This is a genomic window from Streptosporangium sandarakinum, from assembly GCF_013409935.1.
Lineage (GTDB): Bacteria > Actinomycetota > Actinomycetes > Streptosporangiales > Streptosporangiaceae > Streptosporangium > Streptosporangium nondiastaticum.
In genome coordinates, this window is sequence record NZ_JACCCO010000003.1 from 160,295 (window position 1) to 179,295 (window position 19,001).

A 19,001-nucleotide genomic window follows, 5' to 3' on the forward strand; every position below is an offset into this window, starting at 1 on the left:
CGGGTTCGCCTGAGCGGCGAGGATCTGAACGCCGGAGACACGACGAACCGGGCTCGCCTGAGCGGCGGGCCCGGTTCGTCGTGTCTCCGGCTCCCCGCGTTCTCCCCGCGTTCCCACGGTGACGCGCCGGACGCGGCGGCCGGCCGGGAACAAGATCCGGGCTTGCGGCGAAGGATGGGTGATCGCACCCGAAACCCGGAAGGAAGGCTCATGTCGGAGAAGAGAACTTGATCGCGGCAGTGAGCGAAACGGGGATCGACGCCGAACTCGTCGCCCGGTACCGGCGGGACCCCGAACTGTTCACCGACGTGCACGACCGCTACTACCGCGACATCTATCGGTACGTGGCCGGCCGGCTGGACACGCAGATCGCCGAGGACATCACCGCCGAGACGTTCCTCCTGGCCTTCGACCAGCGCGACCGGTTCGACCCGGAGCTCGGGAGCCTGCGGCCCTGGCTGTTCGGCTTCGCCACCAACCTCATCGCCAGGCACCGGCGCAAGGAGACCCGCCGCTACCGGGCGCTGGCCCGGCTGGGGCCGGAACCCGTCGTGGAAGGCCACGAGAACCGGGTCGTGACCTCCGTCGCCGCCCAGCGCATGCAGCCGCACCTGGCCAGGGCACTCGCCGCGCTCTCCGGGGGCGAGCGCGACGTTCTGCTCCTCGTGGCGCTGGGCCAGCTCAGCTACGACGAGATCGCCCAGGCGCTCGGCATCGCCGTCGGCACCGTGGGCTCCAGGCTCAGCCGGGCCCGCACGAAGATGCTCGCCCTCATCGACAAGGAGATGATCCGTGGATGACGACCTGACCCCGCTCGCCACCCTGCTGGCCAGGCCCGAACCGCCCGCAGAGGCGATCACCCGCAGCAGGGGGCGGCTCCAGGCCAGGATGCGCGGCCGCGCGCCCCGGCGGATCGGGTGGCTCAAGCCGGGATTCGGCCTGGCCACGGTCGCCGCCGCCGCGGCGGCCGTCGCCGTGCTCGCCACCGGCGTGACCACGCCCGCCGACACGCCGGCCACGGGCCGGGAGATCCTGCTCATGGCGGCGGTCAGCGCGGAGAACGCGCCGCAGGACTCCGGGACCTACTGGCATGTCACACGTAAGGGGCCGTGGCCGGACGTGTCGCCGATGGAGAGCTGGACCATCCGGGACGGCAGGCGCTGGTCCAAGGACGAGCCGGGTGATCCTCCAGGCGCCGTCGTGCCGGACCCGAACCCGAGCCCGGACCCGTTCATGCTCAAGGGCGCGATGGTGGGCTTCGAGGACCTCGAAAGGCTGCCGGCGGATCCGGAGGCGCTGAAGGCGTGGATCGCGGAGATCCGGGGGCGTGACGAAGACATGACCCTGTCCGAACAGCGGGGCGACCCCACCCGTCCCCTGATCACGCTGATCTCGGAACTGCCGACGTCGCCGGAGGTCCGCTCCGCGGCGTTCCGCGCCCTCGCCGCCACGCCGGGGGTCCGGGACGCGGGAGCGATGGAGGACGGACGGAAACTGCTGATCCCCGACCCCGATCAGAAAGGGGAGATCACGCTGGTCGTCGACCCCGAGACCGCGCGGGTGGCCCGCACCAACGTACTCATGGGCGCCGACGGAAGCGCGACGTGGTCCAAAGGGCTCATCTCACTGACCACCGGCTGGACGGACCAGCTGCCGCAGATGGGCGGCGGCAGGTCATGATTCCAGGAAAAGCGCTTCTCGCCGCCGCCGTCGTGGCGGCGACGATCGCGGGCACCGCGCTCGCACCCACCTCCGCGTCCACGTCGGCGCCGCAGGCTTCCTCTCCCCGGCCGGACGGGGTGACCCTGATCACCGGCGACCGGGTCGTGATGACCGGCCGCGGGCACCGGGTGGAGCCCGGCCCCGGCCGCCAGGACGTCGGCTTCAGGAGCCAGGTGCGTGAAGGGCACCTGTACGTGGTCCCGTCCGACGCCCAGCCCCTGCTCACCCAGGGGACGCTCGACCGGCGGCTGTTCGACGTCACCCAGTTGCTGGAGTGGCGGTACGGGGACGCCGACAGGGACGACATCCCGCTGATCACGCAGTCGGACGCCGGCCAGGCTCCCACCGTCAGGAGCGCGCAGGGCGTCAAGGGACTCGCCGGCCTCGGCATGACCACGCTCAGCCTGCCGAAGAGCGGCGCGGCTCAGGCGTGGAAGGACATGGCGGGCGGCGCCCGTACGCTGGCCGCGGGCACGGCGAAGATCTGGCTGGACGGCCGCCTGTCCTACACCCTCGACCGGAGCACCGAGCAGATCGGCGCCACCGAGGCGTGGAAGCAGGGGATGACCGGCGAGGGCGTCACGGTCGCCGTCCTCGACTCCGGCTACGACCCCGACCATCCGGATCTGAAGGGTGTGGTGACGCAGACGCGCAACTTCAGCGAGGAGCCCGACATCCGCGACAACCTTGGTCACGGCACCCACGTCGCCTCGACCGTCGCGGGCAACGGCGAGAAGTACCGGGGCGTCGCCCCCGGAGCGCGGCTGGCCGTCGGAAAGGTGGGCGGGGCGGCCGGCGCCTCCGAGTCCGCCATTGTGGCGGGCATGGAGTGGGCCGCCCTGGAGGCCAAGGCAAAGATCGTCAACTTCAGCATGGCGGCCCCCGACGAACCCGGGATCGACCCTGTGGAACAGGCGGTGAACACGCTCTCGGCGAAGGCGGGCACATTGTTCGTCGTCGCCGCGGGCAACAGCGGGAGATCGCCGGTGAGCAGTCCCGCCAGCGCTGACGCCGCCCTCGCGGTCGGCGCCGTCGACAGGCAGGACCGGATGGCGGCCTTCTCCAGCACCGGTCCCCGTGCGGGCGACCACGCCGTCAAACCGGACATCACCGCGCCGGGTGCCGGCATCGTCGCGGCAGAGGCCGGCACCGACGGCGGGCACATGGCGATGTCCGGAACCTCGATGGCGTCGCCGCACGTGGCGGGAGCCGCGGCGATCCTCGCCCAGCGCCACCCCGACTGGACGGGACAGCGACTCAAGGCCGCCCTGACCGGCAGCGCCGTTCCCTCGCCCGGGACCACGCCGTACCAGCAGGGCACCGGGCGGGTGGACGTGGCCCGCGCCCTGAGGCAGCAGGTCACCGCCCAGGCGACGGATGCCTGGGCCGCCTTCCCCTGGGGCGGCCCGAAGGAGCGCGCCAAGACCGGGACCATCACCTACACCAACTCCGGCGACACCCCGGTGAGCCTCGACCTGACCGGCGAGGGGGAGGTGCTCGAACTCGGCGTCCGGAAGCTCGACGTGCCCGCCGGGGGACAGGCGTCGGTCACGCTCACCATCGACGCGACCGGCAAGGCTCCGGGCGACTACGCCGGTACGGTCACCGCCACCGCGGGTGACACGGTGATCCGCACCGTGGCCGGCGCCTATGTCGAGCCCGAGTCCTACGACGTCACCATCACCGTCGTCGGCAGGCAGGGGCAGCCGACCGACCCCTGGATGGCGCAGATCTACGACGCGGTGACCGGTAGCGTCATCGAGCCGGTGTTCCACGACGGCACGGCCACGGTACGGCTCCCCAAGGGCGACTGGGGCGTCTACACCGAGACCATCGAGAAGATCGACGGAAAGTGGGCCGACACCGCCGCCGACTCCCCGCTCAGGGTCGACGGCGACGGCGGCCGGCTGACCGTGGACATGCGCCGGGGCAGGGCGACCGGGGTCACGCTCGACGACCCGAGCGCCCAGATCCGGCGCGGTTTCAACTTCGGGCTGGCCCACGGCGCGTGGAGCTTCAACATGATCACCGGCCTGAACCCCAACGCCGAGTTCTTCGTCGTCCCCGTCCGCCGGCCCGGCCTGACCTACACGCTGAGGACCATGTGGCTGAGCAGGGACGTCTCTCCCAGCCCGTACGTCTACGACCTCGTCGACCGTCGCACCGACGGCATCCCCGACGATCCCACCTACCGCGCCAGGCGGAAGGAACTGGCGAAGATCTCCACGACCTACCGGGCCTCGGGCGTGGCGGCCACGGGGATGCCGCTGGCCGGAACGCTCTTCCCCGAGTTCCCGGGTTCGTCCCTGACACCGCTGGTCTATGACCTCCCCCTGCCCGGCACGCTCGTCCAGTACCGGACCCCCGGGGTGACCTACGAGAGCGGCCTCCAGGTCGGCACCTCCCTGACCTTCGACGGCGGTCGGCTCGCGAAGCGCGGGGAGAGCGGGGAGGTCTGGAACGCGGCGGTCACCGGCCCGTCGTTCCTGCTGCCGGGCGGCAACCGTACCGGTGACGAACTGACCTTCTCCGCGGTGGGGCTGTTCGCCGACGGGGCCCCGGGCAGAACGGGCTCGGACGCCGCCGCCACCGGCGCCGCCACCCTCATCCGGGACGGCAAGACGCTGGCCCGCGCCGACCTCGCCGGCTGTGAGATCTACCAGCCGGAAGGATGCGAGCTCCGAGCCGATCTCCCCGCCGGGTCCGGCGCCTACACGCTCACCGCCTCGATGCGCAGGCAGGTGCCGCACTCGGCGCTCTCCACCGGGGTGGAGTCCGTGTGGACGTTCCGGTCCGCGACCACGGAGAAGTCACAGCCGCTGCCGCTGACCGCGGTCCGCTACGGCCCCGACGGCCTGGACGAGTCGAACCGCGCCAAGCCGGGCGGCGTGACCCGCGTGCCCGTGTGGATCGAGCGCAACCCCGGCGCCGCCGCGGCGGAGACGAGGTCGATCCGCCTTGAGATGTCCACCGACGACGGGACGAGCTGGCACCGCGTCCCGCTCGTCCGCACCGGCTCCGGCTGGACCGCCGTGCTGCGGAACCCGTCCGCGGCCGGGTTCGTCTCCCTCCGCGCGGCCGTGACCGACACGGCGGGCACCGGCCTGACCCAGACGATCACCCGCGCCTACGCCGTCGGCTGACCGTCGGGCGGAAGCTCGGGCGGCCGCCCGCTGAGGGGCGGCCGCCCGAGTCGATCGTCCGGATCTTCCGCGTCCCCGGTCCCGTCGTCGGCCGGGCTCGTCCTCCACGCCCAGGGTGTGGATCACCACGTACGGGCGCGCCCGGCCGGGGTGACGGTATGCGGTGACCGGCTCGGATCACCTCCGGGCCGTGTCCCGCCCGGTGATCGATCGTTGAGTTGATCGTGATGACGTCCGCGGGCCGGCCGGCTTCCGGCGAGCCGCGTACGGGGGATCCGGCGGCATGGGAACGCCGGGCCGTTCACGTCGTTTTGTGATCGGGAAAGCGGTGTGGTGGACCTTCTGAAGCGCGTACCGAAGATTTCCTGTCCGGGATGCTCAGGGGCGTCTGCGGGCTGCTGATCACACTGCCGCTCTATTACTTCAAGATATGGCCCTTCACCGAGCCTCTGTCCTGGGGATGGGCGATCACGTTTCCCTTTGTGATCGGGATGAGCGGGGCGGTGGGGGAGACCATTACCTCCATCCGGGAGCGAAGGGAGAAGGGGCGAAGGCCGGCGGGGGAACCTGCGGAGCCGTGACTCCCCGTCCTGGCTCTCCCCGTCGTGGTGCGAAAAGACGCCGTCCGTACGGCGGGCCGCGATCTCCGTACGGGGCTCTCCCCGCCACGGCGCGGAAAGGCGGTGCCCGGCGGGCGGAAGGGTGGGGCGGGCCGTCCCGCCCCACCGGGTGGGCCGCGCGGCCGGCCCACCCGGGTGCCGCGCCGGTCTCCCCGTGCGGCGGCTGCGGGAAGACATCGCCGACCGGAAGACGTACGCGGGCGGGACATGACCGTGCAGCATGTGTCGCGGGACGGCCCACCCGGGCGGGACGGCCCCCGCCGCACGGTCACCTCGCGTGTCACCGAGAAACCGGAGGATGCCCCGGCCTTCAGGCCGGGGAGGAATCCGGCCTCCCGCGTAGCGGGGCAGAGAAAGACGATTCGCCGTCAGGCGACGATTCCGGAATTGAATTGAGGGGCCCGCGGTCCGCCGTGGCCCGTGCGGCCATGCGTTCACCGAGATGGGCGGGTGGTCGAAAACAGATCCGCCTTTCAGGCGTCCCTCGGACGGCGGCGGCGAAGCTGGCGCGCTATCAGAAGATGATGGCCCGCCGCAGGCCGCCGAAGGGCAGACCCGCCTCCACCGGCTACCGGCAGGCCGCCAAGCTGTACCGCAAGGTCGCCCGGCAGCGCACCGATACCGCCCGCAAATGGGCCAGGAAGGTCGTGCGTGACCACGACGTGCCGGCGGTGGAGGACTTCACCCCGAGGTTCCTGGCGCGCTCCACCATGGCGCGCAAGGCCGCCGACGGCGCGATCGGCGCCACCAGGAAATCCCTGATCGAGATGGCCCGCAAACACGGCCGCATCGTTCATCTGATCGACCCCGCGCACACCACCATGGACTGCGCAGGCTGCGGAGCGGGAACCAAGCACGCCCTGCCGCTGTCGGAACGCACCTGCACCTGCACCGCGTGCGGAGCCGTTTCTCCGAGGGACAAGGACTCCGCCCGCGTGATGCTCCTCCGGGCTGGTCTGGACCCGGCCGGCGTCGAGGGCGTAAGACCTGACGGGCCGCCGGTCCGTCAGGCGGCCTGAGCCGGGAATCCCCTTCCTTCAGGAGGGGAGCAGTCAAAGGTCGCCGAACTTCGGGATCAGCTCGGTCAGCACCCACAGGGCTAAGGCGTGTCTGATAATTCGGCGTGGCGGAGCCAGAGCAGCAGGGAAGCGATGGTGACGCCCGCGAGGTAGCGGCCGGCGAGCTTGTCGTAGCGGGTGGCGACGGCTCGCCACTGCTTGAGCTTGGCAAAGCACCGCTCCACCACGTTACGCCCCTTGTAGGCCGCGGCATCGAAGGCGGGCGGGCGGCCTCCGCGGCTGCCCTTGCGCTTGCGGGCGGCGATCTGATCGGACCGCTCAGGGATGACCGCGCCGATGCCGCGCCGCCGCAGATGCAGGCGGATCTTCCGAAAGGAGTAGCCCTTATCCGCCACCAGCCGGTCCGGCCGGGTACGGGGACGGCCGATGCGACGGCGCAGCCGGAAGGTGCCCATCACCGCTTCGAAGGCGGTGCAGTCGTTGATGTTGCCGCCGGTCAGGTGCAGGGCAAGCGGCAGGCCACGGGCTTCGGTGATCAGATGGAGCTTGGTGGTCAGCCCGCCCCGGGATCGGCCGAGGGCTTGTCGTCTTTGGGAGGCTTTCGCGTCGATCGTCCCTCCGCCGTCCCCCTTTTTCGGGCGCCGGCAGCGTGCTGGTGGGCTCGGGCGATGGTGGAGTCGACGCTGACGACCAGCTCCACCGCACCGAGGGAGTCGTCTTTGACCTGCATCTCCTCCAGCAGGCGGGTCCAGGTGCCGTCTTCCTCCCAGCGTTTGAACCGCTCGTAGCAGGTCTGCCAGGGACCGTAGCGCTCCGGTACGTCGCGCCAGGGCGCTCCGGTCCGCAACCTCCACAAGATCCCGTTGATGACCGCGCGGTGATCCCGCCAGGGCCGTCCCCTGCCATCCTTGGCGGGCAGCAGGGGCTCGATCCGCTGCCAGGCCTTGTCAGTCAGCTCACCTCGTCGCACCACGAGGAATCATCTAACCGCACCACCGAGATCATTTATCAGACACGCCTTAGGCCGAGGGCGATGAGGTTGACCCGGGGACCGCCGATGTTGAACGCGGCCAGCACGAAGCAGGCGAGAGCGAGGATCAGCAGGAGAAGGGTGAGCATGGGGGTTCCTTTCGTCTCGTTCGGGCCAGCCGCGACTACCCATGATCAATGCCCTTATGCGCACTGCCCGTTCCGGGGCGGCGCGGTGCCCCTCCCGAGATCCGGCTCGCGGATTTCGCCGTGGCCCGACTCCACGGAACGGGCCGCGGCCACAGGTGCCGCGTGACGCGGTACGGGCTGAACCCCGGCCTTCAGACCGGGGAGTGCGTCAACGGATCCGCCACAGACCCTCGTCCAGGCGGAGCCCCGGCAGGCCGGGGATGGGCGCGGTGGCCGCGTACAGGATGAACCGGTCGCAGTCCTCCTCCAGCGCGGCGCGGAGCAGGCCGCCGTCCGGCAGGACCACCGTCCACAGGCCCGGTGGTTCGGCGTCGCCGTACAGCACGTAGGCACCGAAGCGCGCGGCGAACCTCTCGGCGAACTCCCCGCGGCCCACCCGGTCGGCGAGGCGTCCCTCGACGCCGACGTCGAAGCGCATCGCGAAGTGGCCGCCGACCTCCCCATAGGCGCAGAACGCGGCGAACACCGTGTCCGGCGGGACGTCCCGCAGGTCCTCGTCCAGCCGGTCGGCGTGACCGACGAACAGCTCGTGCCCGGCGATCCCGAAGCAGCCGAGCAGGAACTCCCGCAGCTCGGCCTCGGGGACGAGACGGGACGAAAGACCGTCGTAGCCCGTGGCGGGCGTCGTCGTCACACGGGCACCCTACGTGCCCGTCCGGCGGCGCCCGGACCGTCGCCGGGCGACGGATCGGCGTACCGCGCCGGGAAATGTCGGGGCGCTCTGGTAGGTGTCTGGGCCATGGGTGTGAGCGTTGAGGAGTTCCTGGGGATGCTGGACAGACTGCCGGAGGTCCAGCAGACCCCCGGCGGTGACTGGATCTCACTGAAGGTGCGGGGCAGCGGGTTCGGTTACCTCTGGGAGAGGACCGAGACCGTCGGGCTGAAGGCGACGATCGAGGAGCAGATCGCGCTGGTGGCCGAGCGGCCGGAGGTCTTCGAGGTCCAGTTCACCGCGGGGCGGTTCGGCTGGGTCGTGGTGCACCTGGCCGGGATCGACGCCGACGAGCTGTTCGAGCTGGTCACCGAGGCGTGGTGCCTGACCGCGCCCAAGCAGCTGATCGCCGCGCACGGGGTGGGTCCGGATGAAGGTGAGGCGGGGCCGTACGCGCGTGAGGCGGAACGGTCCGCGGGGCAGGCAGCGCGGTAGCGAAACGGTCCGCGGGGGAGGCCGGGCGGTAGCGGTACGGCCCGCCCGGGGCGGCGGGTGTGCGGGGCCGTTCTCCGTCGCGGGCGGCTACGGCGGCCCCATTGGGTCTCCCGGAGGTCACTTCCCGTCGCGGGCGGCGACGATGGCGGCCAGGATGGCGACGACGTCCGCCTCCACCGCGGCCTTGCCGACGCCGAGCCCGGAGAGCGGGCCGGTGCCGTGCTCCAGTTCCAGCAGCCCGAGCAGGATGTGCTCGGTCCCGATGTAGTTGTGGCCCAGCCGCAGGGCCTCCCGGTACGTCAGCTCCAGGGCCTTGCGGGTCTGCGCGCCGTACGGGACGGGGTCGGGCACCTGGCCGGCCGCCGGGGGCAGCGTCGCGGTGGCGGCCCGCCGTACGGCGTCCGGCGGCGCGCCGTGCTTGGCGAGCACTTTGGCGGCGATGGCCTCCGGCTCGCTCAGCAACCCGAGTGTCAGGTGCTCGGGGCGGACCTCGTCGTTGCCGGCCGCGTGGGCCTCCCGCCGGCCCCCGACCCCGTCGGGAGCCCTCCGAGTCCGCGGGCTCCCCACCAAGGTCATCCGCGAGCTCATGCCCTGCTTCGTCGGCGACGGCACCGAACTCCAGGCCTGCGTTCTCGACCACCTCAGAACCCAGTACGCCGAGCTGGACTCCCGCATAGCCGACCTCACCCGGGCCCGCACCGCTCTGGGCGACATCCTCGAAGTCTCCGCCCGGGCACTCACCCACGCCTGAACCGGCCGTCACGCGCCGGGAAGCCGTGACCGATCCCGCGCGTGCGATCGTGAGGTCGCCGGCTCCGCCCCCGTCAGGCGCCGCTGAAGCCCCGGGACACGGCGTCCCTCCGGATGAGGAACCGGCGGCCGTCTTCGGCGGCGGCGGAGCGGGTGGAACGGCTAGCATTCCCGCCATGGTGGAGATCGGGACGAGGCCCCCCGTTCCGGATGCCTCCGGTCTCCGGGGGGCCGATCACCGGGCCGGACGGCCGCCCCGGTCGGGGCGATAGCCGTGGACGGGTTCGACGAGCGCCTGGCGGAGCACCGGCGGGAACTGCACGTGCACTGCTACCGGATGCTCGGCTCTTTCGACGAGGCCGAGGACCTGGTGCAGGAGACGTTCCTGCGGGCCTGGCGCCGCCGCGACACGCTGCGCGACGCCGACGGCCTGCGGGCCTGGCTGTACCGGATCGCCACCAACGCCTGCCTGGACCACCTGCGGGCCCGTCCGCGCCGTCCCGAGCCGCGCCCGGCGCCGGCCGCGGCCGACCCCGGGATCGACCCGCCGTCCTGGGACGCGGTCCCGTGGCTGCAGCCGTACCCCGACACGCTGCTGGACGCGGCCGAAACGGTCATCGAGCGCGAGACGATCGAGCTGGCCTTCCTGGTCGCGATCCAGCACCTGCCGCCCCGGCAGCGCGCGGTGCTGATCCTGCGCGACGTGCTCGGCTGGCCGGCGCAGGAGGCCGCCGAGGCGCTGAACCTGACCGTCGCGGCGGTGAAGAGCGCCCTGCAGCGGGCCCGGCCGACGGTCCGCAGGCACCTGCCCGCGCGGCGACTGGACTGGACCCCGTCCGCCGAGCCCACCGCGCGGGAACGCGCCGTCCTGCGGCGCTACATCGACGCCGTCGAGCACGCCGACCCCGCCGTCCTGCTGGAGGTGCTGCGCGAGGACGTCCTGCAGACGATGCCGCCGCAGCCCATCTGGCTGCTTGGCCGCGAGACCTTCGTCGCGGCCTGGACCCCGGCCATGGTCGGACCCGAGGCGTGGGGGGACTGGCGGCTCCTGCCCGTTCGGGCGAACCGCCAGCCCGCGGCCGCCGCGTACCTGCGCCGGGCCGGCGAGCCGGACTTCCGCCCCTCCTGGCTCGGCGTGCTGCGGATCGAGGACGGCCTGGTGGCCCAGGTGACCACGTACGGGGGAGAGGTCTTCGGCCGGTTCGGCCTGCCGCCCGCACTGTGAGCCGCCCGGCATCGGGACGCCCGTACGGCGACCGTCCGGCCCTGGGACGCCTGTACGGGCGGGACCGCCCGGCCCTGGGACGGCCGTACGGCGAGACCGCCCCGCTTTGCGACGTCCGTACGGTGGGACCGCGCGGACGCCGGGTGACCGGTCGCGGAGAACCGTGCCGCGGCGGCCGATTCCTTTTCCGCGCTCCTCTCGTCTCACGGGTGGACGACCCCGGAACAAGAGACTTCGAGAGAGGAACCACCATGACCGATCTTCAGCGTGACCTGCGGGCGGCCGTCGACGAGCTCGTCGGCTCCGGAGCGGAGCGCGGCGTGCAGGTGGCCGTCTACCGGCGGGGCGAGCTCGTGGCCGACGTGGTGGCGGGCGTCGCCGACCCGGAGACGGGCCGCCCCCTCACCGCCGACACCCCCGTCTACGCCGCCTCGACGGGCAAGGGCGTGACCGCGGCCGTGGTCCACGTGCTGGCCGAGCGCGGAACCCTCGACTACGACATGCCGATCGCCGACGTGTGGCCGGAGTTCGCCGCGCACGGCAAGGAGAAGGCGACCGTACGGCACGCGCTGACCCACTCCACCGGGGTGCCCGGGGTGCCGGTCGGCACGACGCCCGAGGACCTGTGCGACTGGGACCGGATGTGCGCCGCGATCGCCGCCGCCGCGCCGTGGTGGGAGCCGGGCACCCGGTTCGGCTACCACGCTCAGACCTACGGCTACATCCTCGGCGAGGTCGTGCGCCGGGTGACCGGCAGGCGCGTCTCCCAGGTGCTCCGGGACGAGGTCGCCGAGCCGCTCGGCGTGGCCGGGGAGCTGTTCTTCGGCGTCCCGGAGCACGACCTCGGCCGGCTCGCCCGGCTGGAGGACGCCGCGCCCGCGATGGAGATGCCCGCCGAGATGCTGGCGGAGATCCCGTTCTTCCGGGTGGTCGACGGGTACACGGCCGCGCCCATGGCGGCGATGCCGGACGCCGCGTTCGGCAACCGCGCCGACGTGCTGACCTCCGACATCCCGGCGGGCGGCACGATGACCGCCCGCGCGGTGGCGCGGATGTACGACGCGCTGCTGGGCGGGACGCTCGTGTCGCCCCGGCGGCTGCGCGAGCTGTCGGCGGTGGCGGTGGAAGGCGTCGACGAGGTCGCCGGCAACCCCGCGAAGATGGGGCTCGGCTACGCGGTCGGCCTGTTCGGTCTCGGGCCGACCGTGTTCGGGATGGGCGGCAGCGGGGGCAGCGCGGCCTTCGCGGACACCGCCACCGGGACCAGCGTCGGCGTGATGAAGAACCTCGTCTCGGCCGGCGACTTCGGCACCGCCGAGCGGATCGCGCGGATCGTCCTCGGGGAGGACTGACCGCCGCCCCGGGGACGCGCGGACGGAGGGCCCGGGCGGGACGGACATCTCCCCCCGGACCCTCCGCGCCCCTGCCGGCCGTGGACCGGTATCAGGGTCCCGCCGGGCCTTCCGTGACGGGGCGGTAGTAGTCGCGCATGAGGTCGCTGCTCCACCCGGGCTGGCGGACGGGCGTCTGCGGGGCGAACTCCCGCATGTAGGGCTTGATGTCGAGGACGGGGGTACCGTCCAGCGCGTCGAGGTCGGCGACGTGGAGGTCGCGGCCCTCGACGCGCAGCAGGCGGCAACGGGAGACGCCGAGCCGGTTGAGCCGGTGAGGGCGGTGGGTGGCGAACATGCCGACCACGGGGTGGTCGGGGTTGCCGCGGAACCGTGTGGGGCGGTCAGAGTGATCGCCGGTCGCGCCGGAGAGGGTGGTCGGTGGGGATCTCCACGAGGACGATGGGCGTCCCGTCGGGGTCCTCGATCCACATCTCGATGAGTCCCCACGGCTCCTGGCGTGGTTCCCGCAGCACGCGGACCCCGCGGGCGGCCAACCGTTCGTGCTCGGCCCGGACGTCACGGACCTGGAGCCAGATCCCGGCCGTCCTCTCCGGCCGGTCGTCACCCGCCTGCCCGCCCGCTCCTCCGCCCACCCGTTCGTGGGCATCGCCGTCCGTGCGTCCGCCTGTTCCTCCGGAGTGCGCGGAGACCTCCAGGAACCCCTGACCGAGGAAGAACACCACGCCGGGGTCGGAGGGCGGGCCGAACTCGCGGTAGACCGCGAGGCCGAGTACGTCGCGGTAGAAACGACGGCTGCCCTCCGGGTCGGAGGGACGTATCAGAATCCGGCTGCTCAGTACTTCCACGTTCACGATGGTGCCCGCCGCCAGGGTGGGCGACGCGTTCCTACCGGCGGCGCCCCGACACCGTACGGCGCGTCCGGCCCTGACCTGGACCTTGGCCGGTCGGCGGCCGGAAGGCACCGGGCCCGTGCGTGGCCGGTCGCGGTGTCAGGGGAGCGCGTCGCCGACGCGGGCGGTGAGGCCGAGGTACTCCTCACGGCTCAGGGCGCGGATCTCGCAGCCCAGGCCGTGCCGTACGGCGAAGCGATGCGTGTCCTCCGGCGGCCAGGGACCGGGCAGGTGGCGCAGCGGGCGGCCGTTCACGTCGAACACGAAGAGCCCGCGCAGGCTCTCGTACCGGTAGACCAGCAGACTCGCCACGTCCCTGGGCCCCAGACCGATGGTCAGCCTTTCGGCGGCCATCGGAGGGCCGGGCTGGACGCACAGCACGTCATCCCTGCCGACGGAGAGGAAGGGGCCGCCGGGCGGCCCCAGGACGGCGCCGCGCCTGGCCCGTCCACGGTGCAGTCGCCGGCGCAGCGGAGCCAGCAGGAAGGCCAGGGGGCTGAAGAGGACCAGCAGCCACTTGGCCTCCGCCACGTCCAGCAGCAGCCGGCCCAGCCAGGACAGGCCGCGCCACGTGACCCCGCCCAGCGTCGCCGTGACGTAGGCCATCATCAGCAGGCCCCCGACGCCCAGGCAGAGCACCGCGATCCTTCGCCGCCTGGACGGGCGGGGGCGCGAGCGTCCGGTGAGCCGTGTCCACCCGGGCGCACGCCTGGCGAGTGTCACCCGTACCGGCTCCGGGCGACCCGTGGGCCCGTCGTGCACGGGCACCCCTCGCGCGGACGCGAAGCGTGCCACCTCCCATCCCTGCCACTCACCCGGAAGGTCGAGGAGCACCAGGCCGTCGGCGTCCAGCGCCGCGAGCCCGCCGACGACCGCGGGTTCCCTCTTCTTGCCGCTCGCGTCGGCGAGCGCCTGCTCGTACCGGTAATGGTGGAACGCGGCGGGCGTGAGCCGTACGGTTCGCGCGTTGGCCGGGTCGGCCGCCACGAGCGTGCCCCCGTCCCATGTGAGCACGGTGGCCGGACGTGACGACCGGCCGGTGTGATCGCTCCGCGGGCGGAGCTCCCCTTCGTATTCGGGAAGTGGGCCTGAGGTGTCGATCGGCGTTCCGCCTTTCCCGGAGAAGAACCCGTTTTCCCGGAGGACGGATAAAGCAAAGATAAAGTTCCGGTCGGATGACGGCGCGGACCCGGGGCGAAGCCGCCTCCGCGGCCGTGGCACGGGCCGCTTCCGGGCCCACGGGCCGCTCCGGACGGATGAGCCGCTCCCGGGGGCCGCCCGGGCATGAGATCGCGGCGTGACCGGATGGGGACGGGAGCGGGCGGTGTTCCGCGGGAGGTGCGCGGGGCCTCGTAGAATGACGCGATGTCTTCGCCTGAGAGCGGTCCCGAGCCGAGTCCCGAGCCGAGCCCCGAATCGAGCTTCGAGGTGGGGCGAGGCTCCGAGTCGCGCCCGGACGTGACTCCCGGGACGCGTCGGCCGGACCCCGAACCGGACCCCGAACCGGACCCCGGGCCGGACTTCGAGCCGTACTCCGGCCCGGATCCCGAGGTGAGCGACGCGGCGCGAGTGCTGCAGCGCGTCTTCGGTTACCCCTCGTTCCGGGAGGGCCAGCAGGAGATCATCGACCACGTCGTCGCGGGCGGCGACGCGCTGGTGCTGATGCCGACCGGCGGCGGCAAGTCCCTGTGCTACCAGATCCCGGCCCTCGTCCGCCCGGGCACCGGCGTGGTGGTCTCGCCGCTCATCGCGTTGATGCAGGACCAGGTCGACGCGCTGACCGCGCTCGGGGTGCGCGCCGGGTTCCTCAACTCCACCCAGGAGCCCGACGAGCGCGCCCGGATGGAGGAGGCGTTCGTCGCCGGGGAGCTCGACCTGCTCTACCTCGCGCCGGAGCGGCTGCGGTCCGAGCAGACGCTGCGGCTGCTCGGCAACGGCAAGATCTCGCTGTTCGCCATCGACGAGGCGCACTGCGTGGCCCAGTGGGGCCACGACTTCCGGCCCGACTACCTCGCGCTGTCCACCCTGCACGAGCGCTGGCCCGACGTTCCGCGGATCGCGCTCACCGCGACCGCGACCCCGGCCACCCACGCCGAGATCGCCGCCCGGCTCAACCTCGGGGAGGCCCGCCACTTCGTGGCGAGCTTCGACCGCCCGAACATCCAGTACCGCATCGTCCCGAAGAACGAGCCGAGACGGCAGCTGCTGGAGCTGCTGCGCACCGAGCACCCCGGCGACTCCGGCATCGTCTACTGCCTGTCGCGGGCCTCGGTGGAGAAGACCGCCGAGTTCCTGGTGCAGCAGGGCTTCACCGCGCTGCCCTACCACGCGGGGCTCGACGCGCCCACCCGGGCCGCCAACCAGGCGCGCTTCCTGCGCGAGGACGGCGTCGTCATGGTCGCCACCATCGCGTTCGGCATGGGCATCGACAAGCCCGACGTGCGGTTCGTCGCCCACCTCGACCTGCCCAAGTCCATCGAGGGCTACTACCAGGAGACCGGCCGCGCCGGGCGCGACGGCCTGCCCTCGACCGCCTGGCTGGCCTACGGCCTGCAGGACGTCGTGCAGCAGCGCAGGATGATCGACACCTCCGAGGGCGACGACGCCCACCGCCGCCGCCTGGCCGCCCACCTCGACGCCATGCTCGCGCTCTGCGAGACGGTCGAGTGCCGCCGGACCGGGCTGCTCGCCTACTTCGGCCAGCGGGGCGACGCCTGCGGCAACTGCGACACCTGCCTCACGCCGCCGGAGGCGTGGGACGGCACGATCGCCGCCCAGAAGCTCCTGTCGGCGGTGTTCCGGCTCCAGCGCGAGCGGCGCCAGAAGTTCGGCGCCGGGCAGATCATCGACATCCTCCTCGGCCGGAGCACCCCCAAGGTCCTCCAGCACGGCCACGACTCCCTGACGGTCTTCGGGATCGGCACCGAGCTGAGCGAGGGCGAGTGGCGCGCCGTGGTGCGCCAGCTCCTGGCGCAGGGCCTGCTGACCGTCGAGGGCGACTACGGCACGCTCGTGCTCACCGAGGCGAGCGGGGAGGTGCTGGGCCGGAGGCGGCAGGTCCCGCTGCGGCGCGACCCCGCGCGGGCGGCGCGGGCCGCCAAGCCCGCCAAGGCCGCCAGGGCGCGTTCCGCCGTGCCCGCCGAGCTGCCGGAGGAGGCCCTGCCGATGTTCGAGCGGCTGCGCGCCTGGCGCGCGGCCACCGCCAAGGAGCAGGGCGTGCCCGCCTACGTGGTCTTCCACGACGCCACGCTGCGCGAGATCGCCACCCGCTCCCCGTCGTCGCTGCCCGAGCTCGGCGAGGTGAGCGGGGTCGGCGAGAACAAGCTGGCGAAGTACGGCGAGCGGATCCTGGAGGTCCTCGCCGACTGAGACGGACCGGACATCGGCCGTGCTCCCGCGCCGGCCGCCGTGCTCCCGCGCCGCTCATCCCGTCACGCGCCCGGACCGCGTGGCCCGCGCCGCCCGGCCGTACGGCGCCGCCCGGGCCGCGCCGTCCCGTCGCACGGGCCGCGCCGTCCCGCCGTACGGCGCCGCCGGGAACGTCACGGGATGTCACCGCAGCCACCGGAATGAGTATCCGTTTCACGCGAAACACGGCGAACATTCTGGAATGATCTGGAGATCTCCTGTCGGACCCCGAGACTGACGGACCGCAACTGATGCCTCCCATCGATCAGATCACCGCCTTCACCTCGGACCAACCGGTCCTGACGGCCGTCATCTGCGTGCTCGCCCTGGCCGTCCTGGCCCTTCTCTGCTTCGCGCTCCGCGCCGCCTTTCGCGCGACCGGCCGTTTCCTCCGCACCCACGTGGCGCCCCGCCCCGCCGAGGACATCCTCACCATCGTCGCGGCCAGCATCGCCACCGGCGTGTCCGCCCAGGGCATGTGGCGCTTCTCCGGCGACGTCCTGGGCTTCGACGGGCCGCTGCGGCTGCTGCTGTTCGCGTTCATCGAAGTCGCCGTGGTCACCAGCGCCGTGCGCGCCCGCCGCAACATGAGGGAGAACTTCTCCGCGGGCATCGACGGCGTCGCCGTGTGGGCGCTCACCTGCCTGACCGCCGTCCTGTCGAGCATGGACGCCCGCAGCCCCGCCGAGGCCGTCTTCCGGCTCTCCGCCCCGCTGGTGGCCGCCTGGCTGTGGGAGCGCGGCATGGCGATCGAACGGCACCGCATCACCGGCCGCTCCCGCATCAACTGGCGGATCACCCCCGAGCGCGTGCTCGTCCGGGTCGGGCTGGCCGAGGTCAGCGACCGCACCGCCAGCGAGGTGGACGCCCACCGGAGGCTGACCCGGGTCGCCCTGGCGGCCAAGCGCGCCCGCGCGCTCCGCGCGGCCGGGGCGTCCGACCGCAAGATGCGCGCCGCGCTCGCCAAGCTGGACCGCGCGATGGACCAGGCGGTGGAGCACACCGGCCTGGCGGCCGACCCGGCCCGCCAGGAGGCGCTGCTGTCCCAGATCGGCGCACTGTTCAACACCTCGGCGCTGATCGACCTGCGGCCGCCCGTCCCGTGGGCTCCCGAGCCGCAGGGGCCACCCGCCGCCCAGGGGGCGCTGCCCGCCTCCACGCCGGCCCCGGCGGCGCTGCTGGACGATGACGACGACGAGGACATCGAGACCGCCGACGGCGCGGCGCCGGATCCCGCCCCGGTCGTCGACACGGCGCAGCGCGCGGCCCTGATCCGGGCGGCTCGGGAGTACTGGGACCGGCAGATCGACCGGAAGTTCGTCCCCCGCGCGGCCGACATCGCCCACGAGACGGGCATCTCGCCGGCCGCCGCCCGGGAGCTCCGCGCCCTGTGGAAGCTGGAGCCCCGCGCCCACGCCCTCATCGAGACCGCCTACCGGGAGCACGGGATCATCGACACCGGGACGTTCCCCGCCATCGAGACGTCCGAGCGGATCCTCACGGTGAACGGCTCGTCCCCGTCCGCCTGAACCGCCGCCCGTCCGGGCTACGGCTCGATCTCGGCGCTGCCGTTGACGCGGAGCTTGCGGCGGGCGCGCTCGTAGAAGCTGGAGCCGCCGAGCCGTACGACCCAGGCGGCGGCGCGCACCGCGGTGACCGTGATCCGGTCGCCCGCCGTCAGGTGGGTGCCCACCGCGCCGTCCACCTCCAGGGCGAGCTGCCCGCTCGTCGGCAGCACCTCAAGGGTGAGCTTCTCGTCGGCGGAGAGCATCAGCGCACGGTTGAAGGCCGAGTGCGCGGCGGACGGCACGACCAGGAACCCCTCGACCATCGGGGAGACGATCGGCCCGCCCGCCGAGAAGCTGTAGGCGGTCGATCCGGTGGAGGTCGCCACGATCACGGCGTCGGCCGCGTAGCGGACGAACGGGTGGTCCTCCACGGACACCGCCACCGCGGCCAGCCCGCAGCCGGGGATGCGGACCATGGCGACGTCGTTGAACGCCGTCACCGTCTCCCCGTCGGGCAGGGTCGCCCGGATGGCCATGCGGGGCTCGGCCATGTAGTGGTAGTCCTCGATCGCCTGCAGCGCCGAGGTCAGCTCGTCGACGTCGATCTCGGCCAGGAACCCCAGCTTGCCGAGGTTCACGCCGAGGATCGGGGTGGGCCGTCCGGCGATGAGCCGCATGGTGCGCAGCATGGTGCCGTCGCCGCCCAGGCTGACCAGCAGGTCGCAGCGTTCCACCAGTTCCTGGGTGTTGACCGGTACGGCGCTGCAGTGGATCCGCCCGACCTCGTCGGTGAGGCCGAACACCGTGACACCCCGCGCGCTCGCCCATTTGACGATCGTGTCGATGGCCTCCTTGGAGTCGCGCCTCGGGTGCAGGACCAGCCCCACCGTTTCGACTACGCTCATGCGGCCCACTGTACGGCGCACGGCCCCGGGGCCCGGCGAGCGCCTTCCCCGGTTCGCGCGGCGGGTCCCCACCGGGCGGGCACGGCCCCGGACCGGGACGTCGCGCCAGGTCGGGGCCGGTGGTCCGGAC

16 protein-coding genes and 1 pseudogene are annotated in these 19,001 nt (G+C 72.8%); 10 read left to right on the forward strand and 7 right to left on the reverse strand.

Going from position 1 to position 19,001, the window contains the following annotated elements:
* Nucleotides 1-239 precede the first annotated feature (239 nt).
* From HDA43_RS27295 to HDA43_RS27310, 4 genes are all read left to right on the forward strand, one after another.
* Nucleotides 240-800 carry an RNA polymerase sigma factor gene (locus tag HDA43_RS27295; RefSeq protein WP_312873564.1) on the forward strand — a complete coding sequence of 187 codons (561 nt, stop codon included), beginning with the start codon at nt 240-242 and terminating at the stop codon, nt 798-800.
* Nucleotides 793-1,680 (forward strand): CU044_5270 family protein, encoded by an 888-nt coding sequence (locus tag HDA43_RS27300; protein ID WP_312873565.1) that lies wholly within the window; start codon nt 793-795, stop codon nt 1,678-1,680. The genes HDA43_RS27295 and HDA43_RS27300 overlap by 8 nt, the downstream gene beginning before the upstream one ends.
* Nucleotides 1,677-4,865 carry a S8 family serine peptidase gene (locus tag HDA43_RS27305; protein ID WP_179826758.1) on the forward strand — a complete coding sequence of 1,063 codons (3,189 nt, stop codon included), beginning with the start codon at nt 1,677-1,679 and terminating at the stop codon, nt 4,863-4,865. The genes HDA43_RS27300 and HDA43_RS27305 overlap by 4 nt, the downstream gene beginning before the upstream one ends.
* A 1,048-nt stretch (nt 4,866-5,913) precedes the next feature.
* Nucleotides 5,914-6,504 carry an RNA-guided endonuclease TnpB family protein gene (locus HDA43_RS27310; RefSeq protein ID WP_281395602.1) on the forward strand — a complete coding sequence of 197 codons (591 nt, stop codon included), beginning with the start codon at nt 5,914-5,916 and terminating at the stop codon, nt 6,502-6,504.
* Nucleotides 6,505-6,584: 80 nt separating this feature from the next.
* Here HDA43_RS27310 and HDA43_RS27315 read toward each other — a convergent pair.
* Nucleotides 6,585-7,474 (reverse strand): annotated as a pseudogene (locus tag HDA43_RS27315) (IS5 family transposase).
* Between the two features lie 357 nt (nt 7,475-7,831).
* On the reverse strand, nt 7,832-8,317 hold the full coding sequence (locus HDA43_RS27320) for a hypothetical protein (protein WP_179826760.1): 486 nt from the start codon (nt 8,315-8,317) through the stop codon (nt 7,832-7,834).
* Between the two features lie 105 nt (nt 8,318-8,422).
* Here HDA43_RS27320 and HDA43_RS27325 point away from each other — a divergent pair, with 105 nt between their 5' ends.
* The gene (locus HDA43_RS27325) at nt 8,423-8,830 is read left to right on the forward strand and encodes an MmcQ/YjbR family DNA-binding protein (protein WP_179826762.1); all 408 of its coding nucleotides are present in this window, start codon (nt 8,423-8,425) and stop codon (nt 8,828-8,830) included.
* Nucleotides 8,831-8,947: 117 nt separating this feature from the next.
* Here the strand turns inward: HDA43_RS27325 and HDA43_RS27330 are convergent, their stop codons facing one another.
* Entirely contained in the window at nt 8,948-9,406 is a 459-nt protein-coding gene (locus HDA43_RS27330) for a Clp protease N-terminal domain-containing protein (RefSeq protein WP_246424737.1), read from the reverse strand.
* A 10-nt stretch (nt 9,407-9,416) separates the two neighbouring features.
* Between HDA43_RS27330 and HDA43_RS35435 the strand changes: the two genes are divergently transcribed.
* From HDA43_RS35435 to HDA43_RS27340, 3 genes are all read left to right on the forward strand, one after another.
* Nucleotides 9,417-9,581 carry a hypothetical protein gene (locus HDA43_RS35435; protein WP_246424738.1) on the forward strand — a complete coding sequence of 55 codons (165 nt, stop codon included), beginning with the start codon at nt 9,417-9,419 and terminating at the stop codon, nt 9,579-9,581.
* A gap of 273 nt (nt 9,582-9,854) precedes the next feature.
* A complete protein-coding gene (locus tag HDA43_RS27335; RefSeq protein ID WP_312873566.1) occupies nt 9,855-10,805 on the forward strand; it encodes an RNA polymerase subunit sigma-70 in 951 nt (316 codons plus the stop codon).
* A gap of 251 nt (nt 10,806-11,056) precedes the next feature.
* Nucleotides 11,057-12,157, forward strand: a complete 1,101-nt coding sequence (locus tag HDA43_RS27340) for a serine hydrolase domain-containing protein (protein ID WP_179826766.1) — start codon at nt 11,057-11,059, stop codon at nt 12,155-12,157.
* A 91-nt stretch (nt 12,158-12,248) separates the two neighbouring features.
* Here the strand turns inward: HDA43_RS27340 and HDA43_RS27345 are convergent, their stop codons facing one another.
* The 3 genes from HDA43_RS27345 to HDA43_RS27355 form a co-directional block, all read right to left on the reverse strand.
* Nucleotides 12,249-12,494: a TrmO family methyltransferase domain-containing protein gene (locus tag HDA43_RS27345; RefSeq protein WP_179826767.1), complete on the reverse strand. Its 246-nt coding sequence runs from the start codon at nt 12,492-12,494 to the stop codon at nt 12,249-12,251.
* Nucleotides 12,495-12,540: 46 nt separating this feature from the next.
* Nucleotides 12,541-13,005, reverse strand: coding sequence for a VOC family protein (locus tag HDA43_RS27350; RefSeq protein WP_179826769.1), 465 nt, complete (start codon nt 13,003-13,005; stop codon nt 12,541-12,543).
* 144 nt (nt 13,006-13,149) lie between these two features.
* Complete coding sequence (locus HDA43_RS27355) at nt 13,150-14,064, reverse strand: hypothetical protein (RefSeq protein WP_179826770.1); 915 nt, start codon at nt 14,062-14,064, stop codon at nt 13,150-13,152.
* Between the two features lie 351 nt (nt 14,065-14,415).
* On the opposite strand from HDA43_RS27355, the gene recQ reads away from it, so the two are divergent.
* Together recQ and HDA43_RS27365 are read left to right on the forward strand one after the other, a co-directional pair.
* The gene (gene recQ / locus HDA43_RS27360; RefSeq protein WP_246424739.1) at nt 14,416-16,419 is read left to right on the forward strand and encodes a DNA helicase RecQ; all 2,004 of its coding nucleotides are present in this window, start codon (nt 14,416-14,418) and stop codon (nt 16,417-16,419) included.
* Nucleotides 16,420-16,709: 290 nt separating this feature from the next.
* Nucleotides 16,710-17,987: a hypothetical protein gene (locus tag HDA43_RS27365; protein ID WP_179826771.1), complete on the forward strand. Its 1,278-nt coding sequence runs from the start codon at nt 16,710-16,712 to the stop codon at nt 17,985-17,987.
* A 17-nt stretch (nt 17,988-18,004) separates the two neighbouring features.
* Here the strand turns inward: HDA43_RS27365 and HDA43_RS27370 are convergent, their stop codons facing one another.
* Complete coding sequence (locus HDA43_RS27370) at nt 18,005-18,871, reverse strand: NAD(+)/NADH kinase (protein ID WP_179826772.1); 867 nt, start codon at nt 18,869-18,871, stop codon at nt 18,005-18,007.
* Between the last annotated feature and the right edge of the window lie 130 nt (nt 18,872-19,001).

Bases quoted from the DNA above. Each gene is read 5' to 3' on its own strand.
- HDA43_RS27305 (WP_179826758.1), top strand. From the start codon at position 1,677: ATGATTCCAGGAAAAGCGCTTCTCGCCGCCGCCGTCGTGGCGGCGACG.
- HDA43_RS27310 (WP_281395602.1), top strand. From the start codon at position 5,914: ATGCGTTCACCGAGATGGGCGGGTGGTCGAAAACAGATCCGCCTTTCA.
- HDA43_RS27325 (WP_179826762.1), top strand. From the start codon at position 8,423: ATGGGTGTGAGCGTTGAGGAGTTCCTGGGGATGCTGGACAGACTGCCG.
- HDA43_RS27330 (WP_246424737.1), bottom strand. From the start codon at position 9,406: ATGACCTTGGTGGGGAGCCCGCGGACTCGGAGGGCTCCCGACGGGGTC.
- HDA43_RS35435 (WP_246424738.1), top strand. From the start codon at position 9,417: ATGCCCTGCTTCGTCGGCGACGGCACCGAACTCCAGGCCTGCGTTCTC.
- HDA43_RS27340 (WP_179826766.1), top strand. From the start codon at position 11,057: ATGACCGATCTTCAGCGTGACCTGCGGGCGGCCGTCGACGAGCTCGTC.
- HDA43_RS27345 (WP_179826767.1), bottom strand. From the start codon at position 12,494: ATGTTCGCCACCCACCGCCCTCACCGGCTCAACCGGCTCGGCGTCTCC.
- recQ (WP_246424739.1), top strand. From the start codon at position 14,416: ATGTCTTCGCCTGAGAGCGGTCCCGAGCCGAGTCCCGAGCCGAGCCCC.
- HDA43_RS27365 (WP_179826771.1), top strand. From the start codon at position 16,710: ATGCCTCCCATCGATCAGATCACCGCCTTCACCTCGGACCAACCGGTC.
- HDA43_RS27370 (WP_179826772.1), bottom strand. From the start codon at position 18,871: ATGAGCGTAGTCGAAACGGTGGGGCTGGTCCTGCACCCGAGGCGCGAC.